This is a genomic window from Nakamurella sp. (assembly GCF_044224575.1).
Taxonomy (GTDB): Bacteria; Actinomycetota; Actinomycetes; order Mycobacteriales; family Nakamurellaceae; genus Nakamurella.
Map to the genome: position 1 here is coordinate 218,394 of NZ_JBGAKE010000002.1, position 21,969 is coordinate 240,362.

Annotated in this window: 18 protein-coding genes; 7 read left to right on the forward strand and 11 right to left on the reverse strand. The window is 71.2% G+C overall.

Going from position 1 to position 21,969, the window contains the following annotated elements:
• The first annotated feature begins 28 nt into the window (after positions 1 to 28).
• The 3 genes from ACILSK_RS03220 to ACILSK_RS03230 all read left to right on the forward strand — a co-directional run bounded on the left by ACILSK_RS03220 (position 29) and on the right by ACILSK_RS03230 (position 7,256).
• On the forward strand, positions 29 to 715 hold the full coding sequence (locus ACILSK_RS03220; protein WP_395725835.1) for a ferritin-like fold-containing protein: 687 nt from the start codon (positions 29 to 31) through the stop codon (positions 713 to 715).
• Between the two features lie 16 nt (positions 716 to 731).
• Complete coding sequence (locus ACILSK_RS03225) at positions 732 to 1,508, forward strand: fructosamine kinase family protein (RefSeq protein ID WP_395725673.1); 777 nt, start codon at positions 732 to 734, stop codon at positions 1,506 to 1,508.
• 231 nt (positions 1,509 to 1,739) lie between these two features.
• Positions 1,740 to 7,256, forward strand: coding sequence for a carboxyl transferase domain-containing protein (locus ACILSK_RS03230; protein WP_395725674.1), 5,517 nt, complete (start codon positions 1,740 to 1,742; stop codon positions 7,254 to 7,256).
• A 159-nt stretch (positions 7,257 to 7,415) separates the two neighbouring features.
• On the opposite strand, the gene ACILSK_RS03235 is transcribed toward ACILSK_RS03230, so the two are convergent.
• Positions 7,416 to 8,705, reverse strand: a complete 1,290-nt coding sequence (locus tag ACILSK_RS03235; protein ID WP_395725675.1) for an MFS transporter — start codon at positions 8,703 to 8,705, stop codon at positions 7,416 to 7,418.
• A 160-nt stretch (positions 8,706 to 8,865) separates the two neighbouring features.
• Between ACILSK_RS03235 and ACILSK_RS03240 the strand changes: the two genes are divergently transcribed.
• A complete protein-coding gene (locus ACILSK_RS03240; protein ID WP_395725676.1) occupies positions 8,866 to 9,336 on the forward strand; it encodes a hypothetical protein in 471 nt (156 codons plus the stop codon).
• Positions 9,337 to 9,421: 85 nt separating this feature from the next.
• Here the strand turns inward: ACILSK_RS03240 and ptsP are convergent, their stop codons facing one another.
• From ptsP to ACILSK_RS03270, 6 genes are all read right to left on the reverse strand, one after another.
• Positions 9,422 to 11,131 carry a phosphoenolpyruvate--protein phosphotransferase gene (gene ptsP, locus ACILSK_RS03245; RefSeq protein WP_395725677.1) on the reverse strand — a complete coding sequence of 570 codons (1,710 nt, stop codon included), beginning with the start codon at positions 11,129 to 11,131 and terminating at the stop codon, positions 9,422 to 9,424.
• 90 nt (positions 11,132 to 11,221) lie between these two features.
• Positions 11,222 to 11,491 carry an HPr family phosphocarrier protein gene (locus tag ACILSK_RS03250; protein ID WP_395725678.1) on the reverse strand — a complete coding sequence of 90 codons (270 nt, stop codon included), beginning with the start codon at positions 11,489 to 11,491 and terminating at the stop codon, positions 11,222 to 11,224.
• Positions 11,492 to 11,633: 142 nt separating this feature from the next.
• Positions 11,634 to 13,154 (reverse strand): PTS fructose transporter subunit IIC, encoded by a 1,521-nt coding sequence (locus ACILSK_RS03255; protein WP_395725679.1) that lies wholly within the window; start codon positions 13,152 to 13,154, stop codon positions 11,634 to 11,636.
• Complete coding sequence (locus ACILSK_RS03260; protein WP_395725680.1) at positions 13,154 to 13,603, reverse strand: PTS sugar transporter subunit IIA; 450 nt, start codon at positions 13,601 to 13,603, stop codon at positions 13,154 to 13,156. Before ACILSK_RS03260 ends, ACILSK_RS03255 begins: the two co-directional genes overlap by 1 nt.
• Complete coding sequence (pfkB, locus tag ACILSK_RS03265) at positions 13,600 to 14,577, reverse strand: 1-phosphofructokinase (protein WP_395725681.1); 978 nt, start codon at positions 14,575 to 14,577, stop codon at positions 13,600 to 13,602. The genes ACILSK_RS03260 and pfkB overlap by 4 nt, the downstream gene beginning before the upstream one ends.
• Positions 14,574 to 15,335 carry a DeoR/GlpR family DNA-binding transcription regulator gene (locus tag ACILSK_RS03270; protein WP_395725682.1) on the reverse strand — a complete coding sequence of 254 codons (762 nt, stop codon included), beginning with the start codon at positions 15,333 to 15,335 and terminating at the stop codon, positions 14,574 to 14,576. Before ACILSK_RS03270 ends, pfkB begins: the two co-directional genes overlap by 4 nt.
• A 367-nt stretch (positions 15,336 to 15,702) precedes the next feature.
• On the opposite strand from ACILSK_RS03270, the gene rlmN reads away from it, so the two are divergent.
• Entirely contained in the window at positions 15,703 to 16,821 is a 1,119-nt protein-coding gene (gene rlmN / locus ACILSK_RS03275) for a 23S rRNA (adenine(2503)-C(2))-methyltransferase RlmN (RefSeq protein ID WP_395725683.1), read from the forward strand.
• 104 nt (positions 16,822 to 16,925) lie between these two features.
• On the opposite strand, the gene ACILSK_RS03280 is transcribed toward rlmN, so the two are convergent.
• The 4 genes from ACILSK_RS03280 to ACILSK_RS03295 form a co-directional block, all read right to left on the reverse strand.
• The gene (locus tag ACILSK_RS03280) at positions 16,926 to 17,129 is read right to left on the reverse strand and encodes a cold-shock protein (RefSeq protein WP_395725684.1); all 204 of its coding nucleotides are present in this window, start codon (positions 17,127 to 17,129) and stop codon (positions 16,926 to 16,928) included.
• A 241-nt stretch (positions 17,130 to 17,370) separates the two neighbouring features.
• Positions 17,371 to 17,826 carry a hypothetical protein gene (locus tag ACILSK_RS03285; RefSeq protein WP_395725685.1) on the reverse strand — a complete coding sequence of 152 codons (456 nt, stop codon included), beginning with the start codon at positions 17,824 to 17,826 and terminating at the stop codon, positions 17,371 to 17,373.
• 15 nt (positions 17,827 to 17,841) lie between these two features.
• Positions 17,842 to 18,168: a DUF2631 domain-containing protein gene (locus ACILSK_RS03290; RefSeq protein ID WP_395725686.1), complete on the reverse strand. Its 327-nt coding sequence runs from the start codon at positions 18,166 to 18,168 to the stop codon at positions 17,842 to 17,844.
• A 92-nt stretch (positions 18,169 to 18,260) separates the two neighbouring features.
• Positions 18,261 to 19,208 (reverse strand): hypothetical protein, encoded by a 948-nt coding sequence (locus ACILSK_RS03295; protein ID WP_395725687.1) that lies wholly within the window; start codon positions 19,206 to 19,208, stop codon positions 18,261 to 18,263.
• Between the two features lie 187 nt (positions 19,209 to 19,395).
• On the opposite strand from ACILSK_RS03295, the gene dxr reads away from it, so the two are divergent.
• Together dxr and ACILSK_RS03305 are read left to right on the forward strand one after the other, a co-directional pair.
• Complete coding sequence (dxr, locus tag ACILSK_RS03300; RefSeq protein WP_395725688.1) at positions 19,396 to 20,640, forward strand: 1-deoxy-D-xylulose-5-phosphate reductoisomerase; 1,245 nt, start codon at positions 19,396 to 19,398, stop codon at positions 20,638 to 20,640.
• Positions 20,641 to 20,642: 2 nt separating this feature from the next.
• A complete protein-coding gene (locus ACILSK_RS03305) occupies positions 20,643 to 21,965 on the forward strand; it encodes a M50 family metallopeptidase (protein ID WP_395725689.1) in 1,323 nt (440 codons plus the stop codon).
• Positions 21,966 to 21,969 lie beyond the last annotated feature (4 nt).

Sequence of the window (21,969 nt, forward strand, 5' to 3'; positions counted from 1 at the left end):
GATCGTGGTCAAGGGCGTGGGAGTGGACATGGGCACAACGCATCCGGCCGAGCCGGCGCAGGCTGCGTCGCTGCCGGCGCCGGACCCCGCGGTGGTCGATCTGCTCGGCGTGCTCGCCTACGGCGAGCTGTCCGCGTTCGATCGGATGGCCGCCGATGCCCGGTGGGCGCCGACGCTGGCCGGCCGGGTGCAGCTGTCCGCCATGGCGACCGCCGAGATGGGCCACTTCACGGCGTTGGCCCGGCACCTGGCCGCCCGCGGGGTGTCCGTCGAGGACGCGATGAAACCGTTCATCGCCCCGTTCGATGCCTTCCACGATTCGACGGCCCCGCATTCCTGGCTGGAATCGCTGGTCAAGGCGCACGTCGGGGACGGGCTGGCGGCCGACTTCTACCGCGAGATCGCGGAGTGGCTGGACCCGGTCACCCGCGATCTGGTGTTCGAGGTGCTGGCCGACTCGGGGCATTCGGCCTTCGCGGTCCGGGAGGTGCGCAAGGCCTGCCAGATCGACCCCCGGGTGGCCGGACCGCTCGCCCTGTGGGGTCGCCGGCTGCTCGGCGAGGCCATCACCCAGGCCCAGTACGTGGTCGCCGACCGGGACACGCTGGCCGAACTGATCGTCACCGGTTCCGGCGACCTGGCCGGCATCGCCGCCCTGTTCCGCCGGCTGCAGCAGGGCCACACCGAGCGGATGAAGTCGCTCGGCCTGGCCTGAGCTCCGGACCGCCGGCATGACGGACTTCGTCAAGCGCCGGGCCGATGCCCCACCCGGCTTCTTCGCCTGGGAGGCGGCCGGCCTGGCCTGGTTGGCCGCCACCGGGGGCACGGCGGTCGTCGGGGTGCAGGAGGTCGGGCCGACGTCCATCGGGCTCGCCCGGATCCGGACCGTCGCGGCGACCCGCGAGGCGGCGCAGGCCTTCGGTCGCTCGCTGGCCGTCACCCACGCGGCCGGCGCATCCGCGTTCGGCGCGGCTCCGCCCGGCTGGACCGGGGACGGGTGGATCGGCCGGCAACCGCTGCCGATCCGGCCGTTCGCGCGGTGGGGTGAGTTCTACGCGACCGACCGGCTGCTGCCGTACGCCCGGGCGGCCCACCGGATCGGGAACCTGTCCGGCGCGGCGCGGCGCAGCGTCGACCGGGTGATCGACCGGCTGGTCGCCGGCGAGTTCGACGACGACACGCCGCCGGCCCGCATCCACGGCGACCTGTGGGGCGGCAACGTCCTCTACCGGTCGGACGGCGGCGCTCTGACCGATGCCGTGACCGCGGTGCTGATCGACCCGGCCGCGCACGGCGGGCACGGGCTGACCGACCTGGCGATGCTCGCCCTGTTCGGCACCGAGCACCTCGACCAGGTGGCGCCGGCCTACGCCGAGGCCGCGGGCGTTCGCCCCGACTGGCGCGATTTGATCGGCCTGCACCAACTCCATCCGCTGCTCGTACACGCGGTCACGCACGGCCCCGGATACGGTCTACAGGCCGGGCAGGTGGCCACCCGCTACACCTGATCCGCGACGAATATGGGCGACCGAGTTGTTTGACGCCCGAAGAGTGACGTTGGGAGAGCGCAAGCGGCCCGAACAGGCCAGGATGAAGCGGGCACATAGCAGTGCATGCGTCGACCGCTTTCCGGCGACCGGGAACCCGTCGCGCGCCCACCTGGAGCAGCGGGCGCGGCGGGACCGACCGGAGTCGAGGGCGGGACGCACTTGGTCGAAGTGGATGGAGGAGCACCAGGCATGTTTTCGCGCATTGCGGTGATCAACAGGGGTGAGCCGGCGGTCCGGCTGATTCGGGCGGTCCGCGAGTTGAACGCGGAGTTCGGCTACGGGATCAAGGTCGTTGCCCTGCACACCGAGTCCGAGCGTGGTGCGTTGTTCGTGCGGCTCGCCGACGAGGGCGTGGTGATCCGGGAGAAGGGCGAGCTGAGCAGCCCGTACCTGGACCACGAGGTGCTGCGTAAGGCGCTCGTGGAGTCCAAGGCGGACGCCGCCTGGGTCGGCTGGGGATTCGTGGCCGAGGACCCGGTGTTCGCGGAGCTGTGTGCCGAGGTGGGCGTGACGTTCATCGGCCCGCCGCCGGACGCCATGCGCAAGCTCGGTGACAAGGTTCAGGCCAAGTACATGGCCGAGGCGACCAAGGTGCCGGTGGCGCCGTGGTCGGGCGGCCCGGTCGAGACGATGGAAGAGGCGCTCGAGCACGCCAAGAGCATCGGTTACCCGATGATCCTCAAGGCCCGCAGCGGTGGTGGCGGCCGCGGTATCCGGATGGTGTTCGACCCGGCGGAACTGGAAGAGGCCATCGAGCGCACCCAGTCCGAGGCGCAGAAGGCATTCAACGACCACGTCATCTTCATGGAGCACCTGGTGCAGGGCGGCCGGCACATCGAGGTGCAGGTCATCGCCGACAACTACGGCAACGCCTGGGCACCCGGTGTCCGTGACTGCTCGATCCAGCGGCGCAACCAGAAGCTGATCGAGGAATCGTTCTCGCCGGCGCTGACCAAGGAGCAGGCCGACGATCTGGCCGCCCGGGCGATCGACCTGGTGCTGGCCGTGGGCTATCGCGGCGCCGGCACGGTCGAATTCCTGTACCAGCCGGAGAAGAAGACCTTCGCGTTCCTCGAGGTCAACACCCGGCTGCAGGTGGAGCACCCGATCACCGAGGCCTCGACCGGAATCGACCTGGTCAAGCTGCAGATCCTGATCGCCGACGGACACGAGCTGGTGGGCGAGTGCCCGCCGGTGTTCGGGCACTCGGTGGAGGCCCGGCTCAACGCCGAGGACGCCGACAACGGGTTCGCGCCGTCGCCGGGCAAGGTCGAGCTGCTGAACCTGCCGGTCGGCCCGGGCATCCGGGTGGACACCGGTATCGCCACCGGCGACGCGATCTCCCCGGACTACGACTCGATGGTCGCCAAGATCATCGCCTGGGGTCGGGACCGGGACGAGGCGCTCGCCCGGCTACGGGTCGCCCTGCGCGAGACCACCGTGGTGGTCAAGGGCGGTACCACCACCAAGTCCTTCCTGCTCAAGCTGCTGGACCGGCCCGAGGTCATCGACGGCACCGCCGACACCGGCTGGCTGGACCGGGCGAACCTGCACGAGGACCCGGAACTGGCGGCCGGTGCGGACGCCGCGCTGCTGTACGTGGCCGCCGACGTCTACGAGTCCGAGGAGCAGCTGGAGCGCGACGCGTTCCTGCGCGCCGCCCGGGGCGGCCGGCCCAAGGCGTCGCACGACGTGGGCCGGGAGATCGAACTGGGCTACCGCGGGCAGACCTATGCGCTGAACATCGCGCAGATCAGCCCCCGCCGGTACCGGGTCGAGGTGCCCGGCGGCGGTGTCGTCGAGCTGGACCTGGAACGGCAGTCGCAGTTCGAGAGCCGGCTGACCATCGGCAACCGCCGGCACCAGATCGTCGCGTCGACCAGCGCGGCCGGTCACCTGGTCGAGGTGGACAGCGTCAGCCACCGGGTCAGCCGGGACGAGGGCGGCATGGTCCGCTCGCCCGCGCCGGCCGTCGTGGTCGCGTTGCGGGCCGCGCCCGGTGACGAGGTCGAGGCCGGCGACACGATCATGATCCTCGAGGCCATGAAGATGGAGACCCCGGTCAAGGCCCCGTATTCGGGCCGGGTCCGGGAGATCCTGGCGTCGGTCAACTCCCAGGTCGATGCCGGCGGCGCGCTGCTGCGGCTGGACAAGATCGAGGAGGAGGGTGCCGTCTCGACCGCGCCGATGGTCGAGTTCTCGCCCGACACCGTGGTCGACCGGACCGACCTGCGGGTCAAGGCGTTCCGTGACCTGCGCGCGCTGCGGGCGCTGGTGATGGGCTACGACGTGTCCGCCCAGCGGGCGCGCACGCTGTGGGCCGAGTACGACCAGGAACGCGAGCAGATCCCGCTGGACGACGACGAGCTGCTCGGCGCCGCCCTGGACGTCATGGAGACCTTCGCCGATCTGGCCGAACTCTCCCGGAACCGGCCGGCCGGCGAGGAGGAGTCCGGCGACGAGCAGGTGCACAGCCCGCGCGAGTACTTCCACTCCTACCTGCAGTCGCTGGATCTGGAGGTGGCCGGTCTGCCGGAGGGCTTCCGGTCCCGGCTGGCCAAGGCGCTGGCCCACTACGGCGTCACCGACCTGGAGCCGAGCCCGGGGCTGGAGGAGGCCGTCTACCGCGTCTTCCTGGCCCAGGAGCGGGTGGGCGATCAGATCCCGATCATCGCCGGACTGCTGGAGCGGTGGCGCACCCGGGCCTCGCTGCTGTCCGAGGAGATGCGGCAGCGGGTCGGCGGTGTCGTGGAGCGGCTCGTCGTCGCCACTCGGTCGCGGTACCCGCTGATCGGCGACCTGGCCCGGTCCATCCGGTTCGAGGTGTACGAGCGGCCGGTCATCGATGCGGCCCGCACCTCGCTCTACGAAGAGGTTCGGGCCGACGTCCGGACGCTGGCCGAGAACCCGGCCGCGGCGAATCGCGCGGAGCTGATGGACACCCTGGTGGCCAGCTCGGAGCCGGTCGTCCGGCTGATGGCCGAGGAGCTGCTCGGTCGCTCGTCCGGCGTGCCGGCGATGCTCGAGGTGATGAACCGTCGGTATTACAAGATCCGCGAGCTGGAGGACCTACAGGTCACCGAGATCGACGGCCGCCCGTCCCTGACCGGCAACTACGAGCTGGGCGGCAACCGGCTGTACCTGATCTCCACCACGGCCACCCACGACGAGCTGCCGGCGGCGCTGGCCGCGGTCGATGCCGAGGCCAACCGGGTCGCCGACCCGAGCAACCTGGTCACGGACCTGTACGTGGCGTGGGCCGACGCACCGGAGGACCCGGACGCGATCTCCGCGGAACTGGCCGCGACCCTGCAGGACTACGGCACCATCGCCGGCGGTCGCCGGGTGACGGTGACCGTGGCGTTCAATACCGAGGCGCCCGACGTCCTGCAGTTCACCTTCCGGCCCGGATCGCACGGGCTGGCCGAGGAGCGGGTCATCCGGGGCATGCACCCGCTGACCGGTCAGCGGCTGGACCTGTGGCGGCTGAAGAACTTCAACGGCACCCGGGTGCCGGCCGCCGAGGGCACCTACGTGTTCCACCTGGTCGCGCCGAACAACAACGCCGACGAGCGGCTGGTCGCGTTGGCCGAGGTCAGGGACGTCACCCCGGTGCGCGACGCCGACGGCAACGTCGTGTCGTTCCCGGCCGCCGAGCGCGTGCTGGCCGCCTGTCTGGAATCCATCCGGCGCGCGCAGGCCGGACACAGCGGGCGGAACAAGCTGCAGAACAACGCGATCTTCCTGCACGTGTGGCCGCCGGTCGAGGTGCCGGTGTCCGACCTGGGCCGGTTCGCGCAGGACACCGCGCCGCTCACGTTGGGCACCGGCCTGTCCGAGATCACCGTGCTGGCCCGGCTGCGGCAGGCCGACGGCTCGCTACGGGACGTCGCCCTGCGGTTCATCTTCCAGGCCGGTGCCGGGGTGCAGGTCACGGTCAGCGATCCGCCCACCGAGCCGCTGGCGGTGCTGGACGACTACTCGCTGAAGGTGCAGCGGTCCGGTGCCCGCGGCGCGGCCTACCCGTACGAGATCATCCCGTTGCTGACCGGCCCGAACGGCTCGTTCACCGAGTACGACTTCGGGGACGACAACACGTTCGGACCGGTGGAGCGGGCGGCCGGGCAGAACAAGGCCGGCGTCATCGTCGGTCTGGTCACCACCCCGTCCGAGCGGTACCCGGAGGGTATGACCCGGGTACTGATGATGGGCGACCCGACCAAGGCGCTGGGCACCGTCGCGGTGGCCGAGTGCAACCTCATCGCCGAGGCGGTGAAGCTGGCCGGTGAGAAGGACCTGCCGGTCGAGTGGTTCACCCTGTCCTCGGGCGCCAAGATCTCCATGGACTCCGGCACGGAGAACATGGACGGCGTGGCCAAGGCGCTGCGGGAGATCGTGCTGTTCACCCAGGGCGGCGGCGAGATCAACATCATCGTGTCCGGGATCAACGTGGGCGCCCAGCCGTACTGGAACGCCGAAGCGACCATGCTGATGCACACCAAGGGCATCCTGGTCATGACGCCCGACTCGGCGATGGTGCTCACCGGCAAGCTGTCGCTGGACTACTCCGGCGGCGTGTCGGCCGAGGACAACTTCGGCATCGGCGGCTACGACCGGGTCATGGGCCCCAACGGCGAGGCGCAGTACTGGGCGCCGAACCTGTCGGGTGCGGTGGACATCCTGTTCCAGCACTACGAGCACGCCTACCACGCGCCGGGGGAGAAGTACCCGCGGCGGGCGGTGACCAGCGATCCGCTGGACCGCGACGTCCGGTCGGCGCCACACGTGCACCCGGACAGCCCGTTCACCACGGTCGGCGAGATCTTCGGCGAGGAGACCAACAAGGACCGCAAGAAGCCGTTCGACATCCGCGCGGTGATCAACGCGATCGCCGACGCCGACCACCCGACCCTGGAACGGTGGGCCGGCATGGCGGAGGCGGACACCGCGGTCGTCGTGGACGCGCACCTGGGCGGCTACCCGGTGGCGATCCTGGGCATCGAGTCCCGGCCGGTGGCCCGGCGCGGGTTCCTGCCCACCGATGGTCCGGACTCGTTCTCCGGCGGCACGCTGTTCCCCAAGTCGAGCAAGAAGGCCGCCCGAGCCATCAACTCGGCCTCCGGGTCGCGTCCGCTGGTCGTGCTGGCCAACCTGTCCGGGTTCGACGGCTCACCGGAGTCGCTGCGCAACATCCAGCTGGAGTACGGCGCCGAGATCGGCCGGGCCATCGTCAACTTCGACGGTCCGATCATCTTCACCGTCATCTCCCGCTACCACGGTGGTGCGTTCGTGGTGTTCTCCGGTGCACTCAACGACAACATGGAGGTCATCGCGATCGAGGGCTCGTACGCCTCGGTCATCGGTGGCGCGCCGGCCGCGGCGGTCGTGTTCACCCGTGACGTGAACACCCGGACGGCCAACGACAGCCGGGTCACGGCGTTGGAGGCGGCGATCGCGGACGCCACCGACGACGCCGAGCGCAGCCGGCTGCGGGTCGAGCTGGCCGAGACCCGGGCCGCGGTGCGGTCCGAGAAGCTCGGTGAGGTGGCCGTGGAGTTCGAGCAGATCCACAACATCGAGCGGGCCCGTGAGGTCGGCTCGGTGCACACGATCATCCCGGCCGTGGACATGCGGCCGTACCTGATCGACGCGGTCGCCCGGGGCATGGCCCGGACCGGCGGTCCCTCGGTGGACACAGCCGACTGACCGCTGCCGTCACGCGCCAGGCCCGGCCGGGGATCTCCCCGGCCGGGCCTGGCGCGTTTCCATCCCCCTACACCCGCATCGCTCCCCGGTGATCATGGCGAACTCTGCTCGACACGCCGACGACACGCCGACACCCGAGCAGACAACGCCATGATCAACTCACAGGGGGCGCGGGTCGCCCCGGGGCAGCCGGTGGGCGCCGAGCACGAGCGGCACCGCGGCCAGCACGATCGCCGCGGACAACGCGTTCAACCCGCCGAATCCGATCAGGCCGAGCAGCGGCCCGGAGCCGGCGGCGCCGATCGCCGCCGACACATTCATCGCCGCGTCCGAGCCGCCCTGCACCCGGGTGCGGTCGGCGGCCGGCACCGACTCGGTCAGCAGGGTCGACGCGGGCACCAGGACCAACGACCAGCCGACGCCCAGCAGGAACAACCCCGCGGTGACCTGACCCATCGACGAACCGGCGGTCCCGGCGACCAGGGTCGCCAGCAGCAGGGTGCCGCCGCCGGCCACGATGACGGGGGAGCGGCCGAGCCGGTCGGCGGCGATGCCGACCAGCGGCGAGAACGCGAACATGCCCAGGACATGGATGCTGATCGTCAGGCCGACGACGGTGATCGATGCACCGTGGTGATCCATGTGCACCGGGGTCATCGTCATCACCCCGACCATCACCGTGTGCGCCGCGCACATCGAGACCAGGGCGAACCGGGCACCGCCGATCCGCCACGCCCGGGCCATCGCCGCCCGGGTGCCGGAGGTCCGCCCGTGCGGGTCGACGTGCGTATGGGTGGCCGCCAGCAACAACGGGTCGGGCCGCAGCAGCAGGATCGTCACCGTGGCCAGGGTGAGCATGGCGGCAGCGATGACGAAAGGTCCGGCCATCGCCGTCAGACCCAGCGACTCCGCCAGGGCCTCGCCCGGCGCCCCGAGGTTCGGGCCGAGGACGGTGCCGATCGTGGTGGCCCAGACGACCAGCGACAGTTGCCGGGAACGGTGCTCGGGTGGCGCCAGATCGGTCGCGGCGTACCGACTTTGCAGTGAGGCGGCGCTCCCGGCGCCGGAGATGCCCAGGCCGTAGATCAGCAGCGCGGAGGCGAACAATCGGTTCGAGTCGGCCAGCTGGGCGGCCGCGACCAGCGCGACGGAACCGGTGGTGGCCATCGCCCAGGCCAGGCCGAGCGAGATCCGGCGGCCGGACCGGGCGGCGAGCACCGCCAGCGGAACCGCCACCAGGGCCGCGACCACCGTCGACGACGTGCGGGCGACGCCGGCCCAGCCCTCGGAACGGGTGACCTGGGCCGCCAACAGAATGCCGACCGAGAGCCCGGCGCCGAAGCCGATCCCGCCCAGCACCTGGGCCCCGGCAAGCAGCCGCAGCGTCCGCCGCTGCGCGGCGACGACGTCCGGGCGGTGCTGCCACGCACGCTGCTCGGCCGGTTGCATAGCTGCACGCTAACGGTCGGCCAAGGGTCCGCGGCGGGGGATGGCGATGATTCCCGGACCCGGTTGGTGAACGTCCTCGGTCGTACCGTCTGACCGGTTTCCCAGCCGTCCGCCGCCGACGTCACAGCTCCCGGACAGCATCAGGCGCGACCATCCAGGCGTGGATGTGGTGGCGACGAACGGGGATACCCGCGATCGGCGGTCGCCCGGTCGGCCTTCCCGACCGCGCTGGTGGCACCGGGCCGCCGGGGTGGCGGTGGCGGTCGCGGTGATAGTCGTCGGCTCCACGGCCACGGCCACGGCCACGGCCACCGCCACCGCCACCGCGGCCGGGGTCACGCCTCGCAAACCGACGCCGGCCGAGATCGACGTCGTCGCCGCCGAACCGGCGGACGGACCGGTGCATGGCGAGTTCAAGGTCGTGGCCGCCGACGGCACCGTGCACTTGCAGCGCTGGCAGTGGGGCGAGGTGGTCGCGGTGCGGCCGGCCGCGGACCGGGCCGAGCCGGCCAGCATCACCGTGGCCAGCGAGGACGGGTACGCCAGCGACTACCGGGTCGATGCAGACCAGGCGGCCGCGCTGACCGTCGGCGACCTCGTGACGGTGGTGGGGATGGTGCCGGCGGGCTGAGCACCCGGCCGACGAGCGGGGGCGACGGCAAAGGCGGGGCCGCGACCGAAGTCGCGACCCCGCCCTGGCCAGCGGTCCGCACGAACTACAGCGCCATCAGCACCTCGGGATCGACCAGGCCCTCCACGGCCGCCCGGGCGCCCGCGGCGTCGATCGCCGCGCGGGCGGCGGCGGCCATCTCCTGGCACTGCGCGTACGTGGTGCGGGCCAGTGCATACCGCACGGCCGGCACCCCATTGGGCGCCATCGACAGGCTGGAGATGCCCAGCCCGACCAGGACCAGGGCCAGCAGCGGGTCGCGGGCGGCCTCGCCGCAGACGCCGACCGGCTTGTCGGCGGCCTGGCCGGCCGCGCCGGCCAGCGCGATCAGATCCAGCACGGCCGGCTGCCACGGATCGAGCAGCTCGGCCAGCTCGCCGGCCATCCGGTCGGTGGCCATGGCGTACTGGGTCAGGTCGTTGGTGCCGATGGAGAAGAAGTCGACCTTCTCGATCAGGTGCGGGCCGCGCAGGGCGGCCGCCGGCACCTCGATCATGATGCCGCCGACCGGCAGCCCGTGCGACTTCACCCGCTGTTCGAACGCGGCCGCCTCGTGCACGGTGGAGACCATCGGGGCCATCACCCAGACCTTGGCCTCGGTGGCCTTGGCCGCGGCTGCGATCGCCGTCAGCTGGTCGTCCAGCAGCTGCGGGAAGCGCTTGTCCATCCGCAGACCGCGCACACCCAGGGCCGGGTTCTCCTCCTCCTCGGAGGGCGCGAAGGCGAGCGGCTTGTCGGCGCCGGCGTCCAGCGTGCGGATGACCACCTTGCGGTCGCCGAACGCCTGGAACACCTCGGTGTAGGACTTGGTCTGCTCCGCGACGGTCGGTGCGGTCTTGCGCTCCAGGAACAGCACCTCGGTCCGGAACAGTCCGACGCCCTCGACGTCCTCCTTGGCCGCCTTCACGGCGTCCTCGACCTTGCCGACGTTGGCCAGCAGCTGGACGCCCCTGCCGTCCTTGGTCGTGCCGGGACCGCCGCCGGACTCCTTCAGGGCGGCCCGCGCCTTGGCCCGGGAGACGATGGCTTCGCGGAGCGAGTCGTCGGGGTCGGTGTTCACGGTGCCGTGCGCGGCGTCGACCGCGATCTCATCGCCGTCGGCCAGTTCCAGCGCGCCGGCGACCCTCACGATGCAGGGCAGATCGAGCTGGGCGGCGATGATGGCGGTGTGGCTGGTCGGCCCACCGAGTTCGGTGACGATGGCGACCACATGGTCGAGATCGAGGGTGGCCGTGTCGGCCGGGGCCAGATCGGCGGCGACCACGACCGACGGCTCGGACATCGGCGGGAGACCCGGCGGCTGCTGGCCCAGCACCTGGGCCACGATCCGGTCCCGCACGTCGCGCAGGTCGGTGACCCGCTCGGCCATATAGCCGCCGCTCATCTCCAGGATCGAACAGAAGCCCTCGACGGCCTGATCGACCGCGGTGGCCGGGCCGACGCCCGTGGCCATCCGCCGGACGACGTCGGCGAGCAGACCGGGATCCTGCGCCATCAGCGAGGTCGCCTCGAGGACGGCGGCGACGGTGGACTCGGCCTGGGCGGCGCGCGTGCGCAGGTTGGTGGCAACGTAGTCGAAGGAGCTCTTGACCAGGGCCTGGGCCTGTTCGGCATTGGTCGCCGCCGCCTCATTGGCCGGCGGCCGGACGGGCGGTGCGAGCTTGACCACCTTGCCGACCGCGGAGCCGCGGCCCACCCCGATTCCGGTCAGCTGCTTTCCGGCCTGGCTCGTCGGCGTTGAGGTCGTGGTCGTCATGGGGTCGATTCAACTCCTGTATTGCGGGGGCGGGGCGGGAGGCCCGGCCGAACCGCGGAACGAGAGGTCCGCGGCCGGCCGGTGATCGAATCAGGGTGCGTCGTGGTCGACTTCCAGCAGCTCGACCAGCTGGTCGAGGGCGGCGTCGGCGCCGTCGCCCTCGGCGGTCAGGGTGACCTCGTCGTTGTTGCCGACGGCCATTCCCATGACCATCAGGATGCTGCGGGCGTCGACCGGGTCGCCGTCACCCTTGGCGATGGTGACCGGCAGCCCGGTGGCGGTGACGGCCTGGACGAACAGCGAGGCCGGGCGGGCGTGCAGGCCTACTCGGGACGCGACCTTGACCTTGCGGGTGGGCATTCATCGACTCCTTAGCGGATGAATCAGCGGGTTGGGAGCAGGTGCGGCGGACCGGTGCGGGAACAGCAGAACTGGCACGAGCCGGGGCCGCGACAGACATCGTCGCAGCCCCGGCCCGGGTGTGCAGCGCGGGATGGGTCGATCAGGCGTTGACCGGAGTTCCGACCGGGGCCGACGAGGTGGCCTTGGTACCCAGACCCTTGAGGAAGATCACGCCGAAGGCGGTCACCACGGTGCCGATCGCGACCGCCAGCAAGTACAGGAACGGGTTCGAGATCAGCGCGACCACCCAGATGCCCCCGTGCGGGGCGCGCAGGGTGTTACCGAAGGCCATGACCAGCGCGCCGGTGACGGCGGAGCCGACCATGGTGGCCGGGATGACCCGCAGCGGGGCGGCGGCGGCGAACGGGATGGCCCCTTCGGTGATGAACGAGGCACCGAGGATCCACGCGGCCTTGCCGTTTTCGATCTCCGGCTCGGTGAACAGCCGCTTGCGCAGCACGGTGGCCAGGGCCAGGCCCAGCGGCGGGGTCATGCCGGCGGCCATCACCGCGGCCATGATCTGCAGCCGGGGATCGTCGGCGCCGGAGGCGTCCAGCGCCACCGCGGACAGACCGGTGGTCGCGAAGACGTAGGCCACCTTGTTGATCGGACCGCCGAGGTCGAAGCCCATCATCAGGCCGAGAATCGCGCCGAGCGCGATGGCGGCGGTGCCGGTCATCGAGAGCAGGGCCTCGGACAGGGTGTCCATCAGCCACTTGATCGGCTTGCCGATGATGACCAGCATGATCAGACCGGTCAGGAACGTCGCGATCAGGGGAACGACGACCACGGGCATGACCCCACGGACGGCCTTGGGCACGTTCAGCCGGCTGAGCCACAGGGCGATGAAGCCGCCGATGAAGCCGGTGGCCAGGCCGCCCAGGAAGCCGGCGCCGGTCGCCACCGCGAGGGTGCCGCCAACGAAGCCGGGGGTGATGCCGGGGCGATCGGCGATCGCGAAGGCGATGAAGCCGGACAGCACCGGAACCAGGAAGCCGAACGCTGCCCCACCGATGACGAACATCAGGCCGGCCCACGACTGCAGTGAGGCCACGCTGAAGGTATCGATGACATCCTGCGGCTTGACCGCGACGATCTCGTAACCGCCCAGCAGGAACGAGATGGCGATCAGGATGCCGCCGGCGGCGACGAACGGGATCATGTAGGAGACGCCGGTCATCAGGTACTGCTTGATGCGAGCGCCGGTGCTCTGGCCGCCCTTGACCTTCGTCCCGGGTGCGGCGCCCGAGCTGGCGCCGACCGCGGCAACCTCGTTGCCGGAGGCGTCCACGTGCTCCAGGGACGCACCGCCGCCGGACTCGACCGCCTCGATGGCCGCGGCCAGGACGTCGTTGGGGGCGTGCACGGCCTTCTTCACGCCGACGTCGACGAACGGCTTGCCGGCGAAGCGCTCCTTGTCGCGGACCGGGAGGTCGGCGGCGTAGATCACCCCGTCGGCCGCGGCGATGACCGCGTCCGACAGCGGGACCGAACCGGCCGACCCCTGGGTCTCGACCTGGACGTCGTGCCCGGCGGCCTTACCGGCCTGCTCCAGAGCCTCGGCGGCCATGTAGGTGTGGGCAATGCCCGTGGGACATGACGTGACGGCGACGAACTTCATCAGCCACCCACCTCCGACTGAACGTAGGACGCCACCGCAGTCTCGTCGGCGGCGTCGATGATGGTCTGGCGGAACGCGGGACGAACCAGCCGGCGGGCCAGCGCCGCCAGGATGGTCAGGTGCTCGGAGCCGCCACCGGCGGGGGCGGCAATGAGGAACACCAGCGTCGCCGGGCCGTCCGGGGCGCCGAAGTCGACGCCGGCGGGGACCCGAGCCAGCCCGAGCGAGGGCACGGTGACGTGCTCGGAACGGGCGTGCGGCAAGCCGATGCCGCCCGGCATCCCGGTGGCCATCTGGGCCTCACGGGCGGCGACATCCTTCAGGAAGCCCTCCAGGTCGGTCACCCGGCCGGCGGCCTGCAACTTCTCGGCGATCTGCCGGGTCGCGTCCGCCTTGTCGGATGCGACAAGGTCGAGGACGACGAGGTCGGGGGTGATCAGGTCGGTCATGGGGCGACGTCCTTCACTGCTTGGAGTGGATCGGGATCGGCGACGACGCGGACTGCGTCGGCGCAAGCTCGGGTGTCTTCGGGGCCAGGGACGGTTGACCCGGGCTGCAGGCAGGCCGCCCGCCCCCAGGCCACCGCGGTGGCCAGCCTCTGGTCGGGAGTTCCGGTCGCATGGATGTACCCGGATAGCGTGCAGTCACCCGCGCCGACGGTGCTGCGTGGTACCAGCGGAGGACCGCCGGCCCACCAGGAGCCCTGCTCGGTGATCAGCAGGGCACCGTGCCCGCCCATGCTGACGAGCAGTTCTTTCGTGCCCTTGGCCCGCAGATCGCGGCCCGCCTCGACGACGTCGCCGACCGTGGTCAGCTCGCGCCCGAGGATCTCCTCGAGTTCCTCGAGGTTGGGCTTGATCACCGTGGCGCCGGCGTCGATGGCCGCAGCCAATGCGGGGCCGGAGGTATCGATGGCGACCGGCACGCGGGCGGCGACCGCCAGCGCGGCGACCCGCGCGTAGAAGTCGTCCGGTACCCCGCCGGGCAGGCTGCCGGCGGCGACCAGCCACGACGGTCGTGGCCCCAGATACTCCTCGACGGCGTTGAGCAGCGCGGCCAGTTCGACCGGCGACAGGGTCGCGCCGGGCTCGTTGAGCTTGGTCGTGGTGCCGTCCTGCTCGACCACCGCAATGTTGGTGCGGATGCTGCCGGTGATCGGGACCGGAACGGTGGTGACCATCTGAGGCTCCAGCAGAGCGATCATCCGCTGCGCGTCCGCGCCGGCCGGCAGGATCGCGGTGGTGCGGTGGCCATGCTTGGCCAGCACCCGGGCGACGTTGACGCCCTTGCCGCCGGCCTCGACGAGTGCGGTGGAGGTCCGCTGGACCTCACCTCGCTCCAGGGCCGTGATCTCGACGGTGTGATCGATGCTGGGGTTCGGGGTCAGAGTGACCACGGATCCGGGACGGGTGGCTTCGGTCATGCGCGCACGACCTCCACTCCCGCGTCTTGGATCTCCTGGGCCATGTCGGCATCCACCTCGCTGTCGGTAATGAGCGTGTCGACCTCGGATAGGTCGGCCACATGGGCGAACTCGTCCTGGCCGACCTTGGTGTGGTCGGCCAGGACGACGGTGCGGCGGGCCGAGGCGATCAGGGCGTGCTTGACGGCCGCCTCGGCCAGGTCGGGAGTGGTCAGCCCGCGGGCGGTGCTGATCGCGTTGATGCCGGCGAAGGCGACGTCGGCGAGAACGCCGCGGTAGCCGGTCTGCGCCCAGTTGCCGACCGCGGCCAGCGTGCCCTGACGGACCTGGCCACCCACCAGCAGCAGGGTGATGTTCGGCCGTTCGGCCAGCATCGCGGCAATCGGTAGCGCGTGCGTCACGACGGTGAACTGCCGGTCGGCCGGGAGGACCTCGGCGAACCGGACGGTCGTGGTGCCGGCGTCGATGATGACGGAGCCGCCGTCCGGTAGGTGGTCGAGCGCGGCCTTGGCAATCCGCTCCTTGAGTTCGGCGTTGCGTCCGGCGCGCTGGGCGACGGGGAGTTCCAGGCCGAGCCGCTCGACCGGGATGGCGCCGCCGTGCACCCGCCGCAGCAGGCCCTGGCGTTCGAGCTCGTTCAGATCCCGGCGGATTGTCTCCGGGGTGACGTCGTACCGCTCGGCCAACATGTTGACATCGACCCGACCCACCGAGCGGGCATGGCCGAGGATGGCCTGCTGCCGTTCCGGTGCGTACATGTCGACTCCTCTGTCGGGTGGGGCCGGACGGCCCCGCTGCCTGCTAAATCGTGGTCTCCACTGCCGGAATCTGCGAGTTGGGCGTGAATCCCGCTCGAAGGCTCCGTGTGATGACGGTTACGAGTATGACCCCCAGGTGACCGCGATGTCAACACACTCGGAAACATCCGGAGTCAATCGGCACCTGAAATGGGTCCGAGTATGCCCGTTTGATCTTGGCCTGGCCCTGTATTGAACCCGGATGGGCCGGGATGTCCCGGGCCGACGCGGGCGCGGCGGCCAAGTCGTGACCGGATCGATGCCAACCCTGTACCTGAGCTTGAGACTTGCTCGGACCCGATTGGCCGCGTGGGACAATAGTCCGGCCATGCCTGCCTCGTTGCCTCTCGTGTTCACCGCGCCGCGCCGTGGTCGTCCGCCGACCCATTTGGCCGATCTCGATTCCGAGGAGCGGCGCGCCGCCGTCCGGGCGACCGGGCAGCCGGAGTTCCGCGCCAAGCAACTGGCGCAGCATTACTTCGCCGGGTTGACCCGCGACCCGGCCGACATGACCGACCTGCCGGCCGCCGGCCGGACCGCGTTCGTCGATGCCCTGCTGCCCGAGCTGCTCACCGAGGTCCGCTCGCTGGCCTGCGACGACGGATCGACGCGCAAGACGCTCTGGCGGGCGCACGACGGGACTCTGATCGAGTCCGTGCTCATGCGCTATCCGGATCGGATCACGCTGTGCGTGTCGTCACAGGCGGGTTGCGGGATGGCCTGCCCGTTCTGCGCGACCGGCCAGGGTGGTCTGCAGCGGAACCTGTCGGCCGGGGAGATCGTCGAGCAGGTCCGACTCGCCGCACGGATGGCCCGGGGCGGTGCGTTGGGGCCGCCCGGGCGGTTGTCCAACGTCGTGTTCATGGGCATGGGGGAGCCCCTGGCCAACTACAACCGCGTGCTGTCCGCGGTCCGGGCGATCATCGCCGCGCCGCCGGCCGGATTCGGCATCTCGGCGCGGTCGGTGACCGTCTCCACGGTCGGGCTGGTGCCGGCCATCCGCCGGCTGACGGCGGAGAAGTTGCAGGTCCGGCTGGCGGTGTCGCTGCACACCCCGGACGACGAGCTGCGGGACACGCTGGTTCCGGTCAACGAGCGCTGGAAGGTCGCCGAAGTGCTGGCGGCGGCGCGCGAGTACGCGGACACCACCGGACGCCGGGTCTCCATCGAATATGCGCTGATCCGCGACATCAACGACCAGCCCTGGCGGGCCGATCTGCTGGGTTCGCTGCTGCGGGAGCACCTGGGGCCACTGGTGCACGTCAACCTGATCCCGCTCAACCCGACGCCGGGGTCGAAGTGGGACGCCTCGCCCCGTCCGGTGCAGGACGAGTTCGTCCGCCGGGTCCGGGCCCAGGGGGTTGCCTGCACGGTCCGCGACACCCGCGGCCAGGAGATCGCCGCCGCCTGCGGCCAGCTGGCCACCGAGGGTGCCGCGCCGGCGTAGTCGGTGGGCTCGCGGCCCCGGTCCCGATGGGCGCCGCGGGCCGCACAGACAACAGAACCCGCGGCCGAATGGCCGCGGGTTCTGCTGTTCGGTCGGTGCGCTGGTTAGAGCGGGGTGACCTGGGTGGCCTGCGGACCCTTGGTCCCGGCAGTCACCGTGTAGGAGACCTTCTGGTTCTCCTCCAGCGAGCGGTAGCCGCTCGACTGGATCTCCGAGTAGTGCACGAACACGTCAGGTCCGTTGTCGTCGGGGCTGATGAAGCCGAAGCCCTTTTCCGAGTTGAACCACTTGACGGTTCCTTGTGCCATGAACGCTCTCCCTGCTGGGTGTACGAAGTGCGGCGCGGTTGCGACGCACGGCTAGCCGACGATTTCGTCTTCGTCGGAGTACACCCACGGAAGTACAAGAATCGTGGTGATCCACCGGAACGGGTCTCGGACCGGTGAACGCAGCCGCAGACATTGTGTCATATCCGAGTGCGATGACGGCAAGGGACGCAGCCCTTCAATCTTCAGAACGATGCCGGCAATCTTCAGAACGATGCCGGCGTCAGCCGCCGGCGCCGGCACGCGGGTCCAGCCGGGCCCGCAGAGCCCGGGCAACCCGAGCCCGCTTGACGTTCGCCACGACGAAGAACGGCGAGGCGAGGACGTAGAAGGCGATCGCGACGACGGCCACGACCGCCGAGACCGGGTCGTTGCCGAGCGGCTGCGAGTCGCCAATGCCACCGACCCGATCACCGCAGTCGGGCAGCCCGGCCTCGCCCGGGCGAAAGGGTCGGACCTTCACCGTGGCGCCGTCGGCGAGTTCCAGGGTGAGCACCCAGGGCCGCCAGGCCCGGCCGACCGAGACGACCGGCAGCGTCTCCCACGGGCCGTCCCTGGTCCGGCGCCACTGCACCGACGGGCCCGATCGCACCCGAAGCGCCGCGAACCGCCGATCGATCTGCACCATCGCGACCCCGGCCGGCCACTGGTTCCGCCGGTACGCCAGATCGCGGGCCATCCGAACGGGGGGCCGTCAGGGGCGCCGGCGCCGTTCCCGCTTGATCGAGATCTCGTCGGCGACGATCCAGACCGCCATCAGGGCGGCGATCGCCACCAGCCAGTACACCTCGACGTTCGATTCGTGGTTGCCGAAGAACGCCAACAGCAGCAGACCGAGCACCCCGAGCCAGAGCAGCGCCCGCGATCCGCGCGGGGCGATCCTCTCCCGCCAGGAGCCGTGCCAGCCCCATTCCTCGCTGGGCGCGTCGGGGTTGTAGGCGACCACCGCGCCGTGCTGGGTGGTGGCGAGTTCCGAGCCGCCGGGCCCGGCGCCGTGCGGCTCGATGGTGGTGCCGGCCATGGGCCCTCCCGTGCTCGGTGCAGTCGGCTCTGCCCATTCATCTTGACATGGCCGACCCGAACGGGCCGCGTGGGGTGGCCGGGCCCGGCGGGTCAGGAACCCGGAGTCCTGGTCAGGGCCAGATGGGCCTGGACCGACCGTTCGCCGTCGGTGGTGGTCGCCGCCACGTCCAACCAGGCCTCGGTCGCACTGACCCAGCCCGTGACGGTCGCGCCCTTGGCCAGGGGGCGCGGCAGCCGGACACCGGTTCCGGTCTCGCACGGCAGTAGATCGGTTTCCGAATCGACCAGCAGGTTGGGCGGCAGGGCGCCGCCGACGGGCTGATCGTCGACGAGCGTGGCCGCGATCAGGGTTCGATCCGCGATCGTCGGATCGGCCTGCGTCTCGACCAGCCAGGTGCGGCGGACGGACCCGTCCCGGCCGCTGGACGTGGAATACAGGGACAGACCGGGGACGTCCGTCGGGGTGATGCCCAACGTCATGGACACCGGTCCGGCCGGCACCGGCGGGACGGCCGTGGCGGCCGGCTGGGTCGGTGAGCCGGACGCGCCCGCCGGCGCGGACCCGGAGGCGACGGACGACGTCGCGGTCGCCGTGGTCGTCGCCGGCGGCGGGGGTGACACCTGGAGGGCGAACTGCGCGGGACGCGTGTAGAAAGACGTGCCGCCGGTCTCGGCGCAGCGACCGCGCACGGTGATCGTCAGATCCGCGGTGCCCGTCCATGCCGCCGGCAGATCCAGGCCGGATCCGGCGAGGACGACCGGCGTCGTGCCGGGCGCGGTCGTCCCCGACCGGACACCCGACGTCGACGGTCCCGGCGATGTCGGGGGACCCGGCGTCGACGACGACTGATCCGCGCTCGCCGAACCGGATCCCGGCTCGGCCGAGGGCTGTGCCGACTCCGATGAGCCACCGGACGAGGACGGGCTCTGCCCGGTGATCTGGATCAGGCCGACGACGACCAGCACCGATGCCAGCAGGGCCGCCACCATGATCCCGATCACCCAGCGCGTGCTGGTGGAGGGGCGGGCGGCGGCCATCCCGCCAGTATGTGCGCCGCCGAACCGCGAGCCGAACCGCTCGGTCGCCCCGGCGATGACGCGCCGGAGGATGCGATCGGGCCACCCTGACGGCTGACCGGGCGACCCAGGGCCGCCGAAGCGGACAAAAGGAGGCGGCCAGGGCAGCTTCATCGCCCGGGCCGGGCCGACGGGGGAGAATGAACCCGTGACGCCCCCCCACCGGTTCCCGCCACCCGCCGCGCGGGCCGGCGCCCGGTCCGCTCGGCACCGGGTGATCGTGCTCGGTTCGACGGGTTCGATCGGCACCCAGGCGCTGGCCGTCCTCGCCGCGCACCCCGACCGGTTCGAGGTCGTCGGGCTGGCCGCGGGGGGCTCGAACCCCGCCCTGTTCGCCGCGCAGGCGGCCGCCCACCCGCCGGCCGTGCTCGCCTCGGCGACCCCGGTCGACGTCCCCGACCGGCAGGTCATCGTCGGGCCGCGGGCCGCGACCGAGCTGGTCGAGCAGGTCGAGGCGGACGTGGTGCTCAACGGGATCACCGGCTCGATCGGCCTGGAGCCCACCCTGGCCGCCCTGCGGGCCGGTCGCAGCCTGGCCCTGGCCAACAAGGAATCCCTGGTCGCCGGCGGATCGCTGGTGACGGGGGCGGCGGCGCCCGGTCAGATCGTGCCGGTCGATTCCGAGCACAGCGCGCTGGCCCAGTGCCTGCGCAGTGGCGAGCCGCCCGAGGTCGCCCGGCTGGTCGTCACCGCCTCCGGTGGACCGTTCCGGGGTTGGTCCCGGGAGCGGATCGAGGGAGTGACGGTCGACCAGGCGTTGGCCCACCCGACCTGGGCGATGGGCCCGGTCGTCACCATCAATTCCGCGACGCTGGTCAACAAGGGGCTGGAGGTGATCGAGGCGCACCTGCTGTTCGACATCCCGTTCGAGAAGATCGACGTGGTCGTGCACCCGCAGTCGGTGATCCACTCGATGGTCACCTTCGTGGACGGCTCGACGATCGCGCAGGCCAGCCCGCCGGACATGAAGCTGCCCATCGCGCTCGCCCTGGCCTGGCCGGACCGGCTCGACCGGGTCGCCCGGGCCTGTGACTTCGGCAACCCCACCGCCTGGACGTTCGAGCCGGTCGACCGGGCGGTGTTTCCCGCCCTCGACCTGGCCTACGCCGCCGGACGGGCCGGCGGCACCGTGCCGGCCGCATTCAACGCGGCCAACGAAGAAGCGGTGGACGCCTTCCGGCAGGGTCGGGTGCGTTTCACAGGTATCTCCGACCTGCTGGCGGGCATCCTGGACGAGGCCGACCACGCGCGGAGCAACCCGCGCGACGTGCACGACGTCTGGGCCACGGAGGACTGGGCCCGCCGTCGGGCCCGCGAGATCATCGCCCGCTCGACCATCCGGGTCGCGGTGGGCCCGGCACCGGTGGGCGCCACCGGGAGAACAGGGCACTAGCCATGTGGACCGTCATCGGCATCGTCGCGTTCCTGCTGGCGCTGTTGTTCTCCATCGCCTGGCACGAGGCCGGGCACCTGACGTTCGCCAAGCTGTTCGGCGTCCGCACCACCCAGTACATGGTCGGCTTCGGCAAGACCGTCTGGTCCAAGCAGATCGGGGAGACCGAGTACGGCTTCAAGGCCGTCCCGCTCGGCGGCTACATCCGGATGATCGGCATGGTGCCGCCCGGCAAGGACGGCCGGCAGAAGATCACCACGACGGCGATGGGCGCCACCGGCTTCGTCCGCAACATCGTCGAGGAGACCCGGGCCGGCGATCGCTCCCAGGTCACGCCGGCGGACGAGGGGCGGCAGTTCTATCAGCTGCACCCGGGCAAGCGGATCATCATCATGGCCGCCGGTCCGGTGATGAACCTGATCCTGGCCGTCGGCATCTTCTCCGTGCTGCTCGTCGGCATCGGGATCAAGGCGCCGAGTACGACGATCGCCCAGGTCAACCAGTGTGTCCTCCCGGCTGCCGCCGCCGGTCAGACCCAGCAGACCGACTGCACCGCCGCCGACGCGCCGACCCCGGCCGCGCAGGCCGGCCTGTTGCCCGGCGACACCATCACGGGTTTCGACGGGACCCCGGTCACCGGCTGGGACCAGCTGACCGGACTGATCCAGGCATCGGCCGGCCGGACCGTGCAGATCGAGTACACCCGGGGCGGTGCGTCGCAGGTCGCCGCGGTGACCATCGTGGAGAACCAGCGGCCGGTGTTCGACGAGAACGACACCCAGGTCGGGGTGAAGATCGCCGGCTTCCTGGGCGTCTCCTCGCTGCCGGAATACCAGGCCCAGTCGGTCGGCACCGCCTTCGTCTTCACCGGCCAGTTCATCGGTCGGGCCGCTCAGGCCGTGGTCGCCATCCCGGCCCGGATCCCCGCGCTGTGGGACGCGATCGTCGACGGTGCCCCGCGTGACCTGAATTCACCCGTCGGCATCGTCGGCGCGGGCCGGATCGGCGGCGAGATCCTGGAGTCGGACCAGACCACCACCCAGGACAAGTGGGTGCTGTTCCTGCAGTTGGTGGCCGGATTCAACATGAGCCTGTTCCTGCTCAACATGCTGCCGCTGCTGCCGCTGGACGGCGGCCACATCCTGGGTGCCGTCATCGAATGGATTCGCAAGGGCTGGGCCCGGCTACGCGGCAAGGCCGACCCCGGCCCGTTCGACGTGGCGAAGCTCATGCCGGTGGCCTACGTCGTGGCACTGTTGTTCATCGGCTTGACCGCGCTCACCTTGGTCGCCGACGTCGTCAACCCCGTCAAACTCTTCGGCTGAGAGG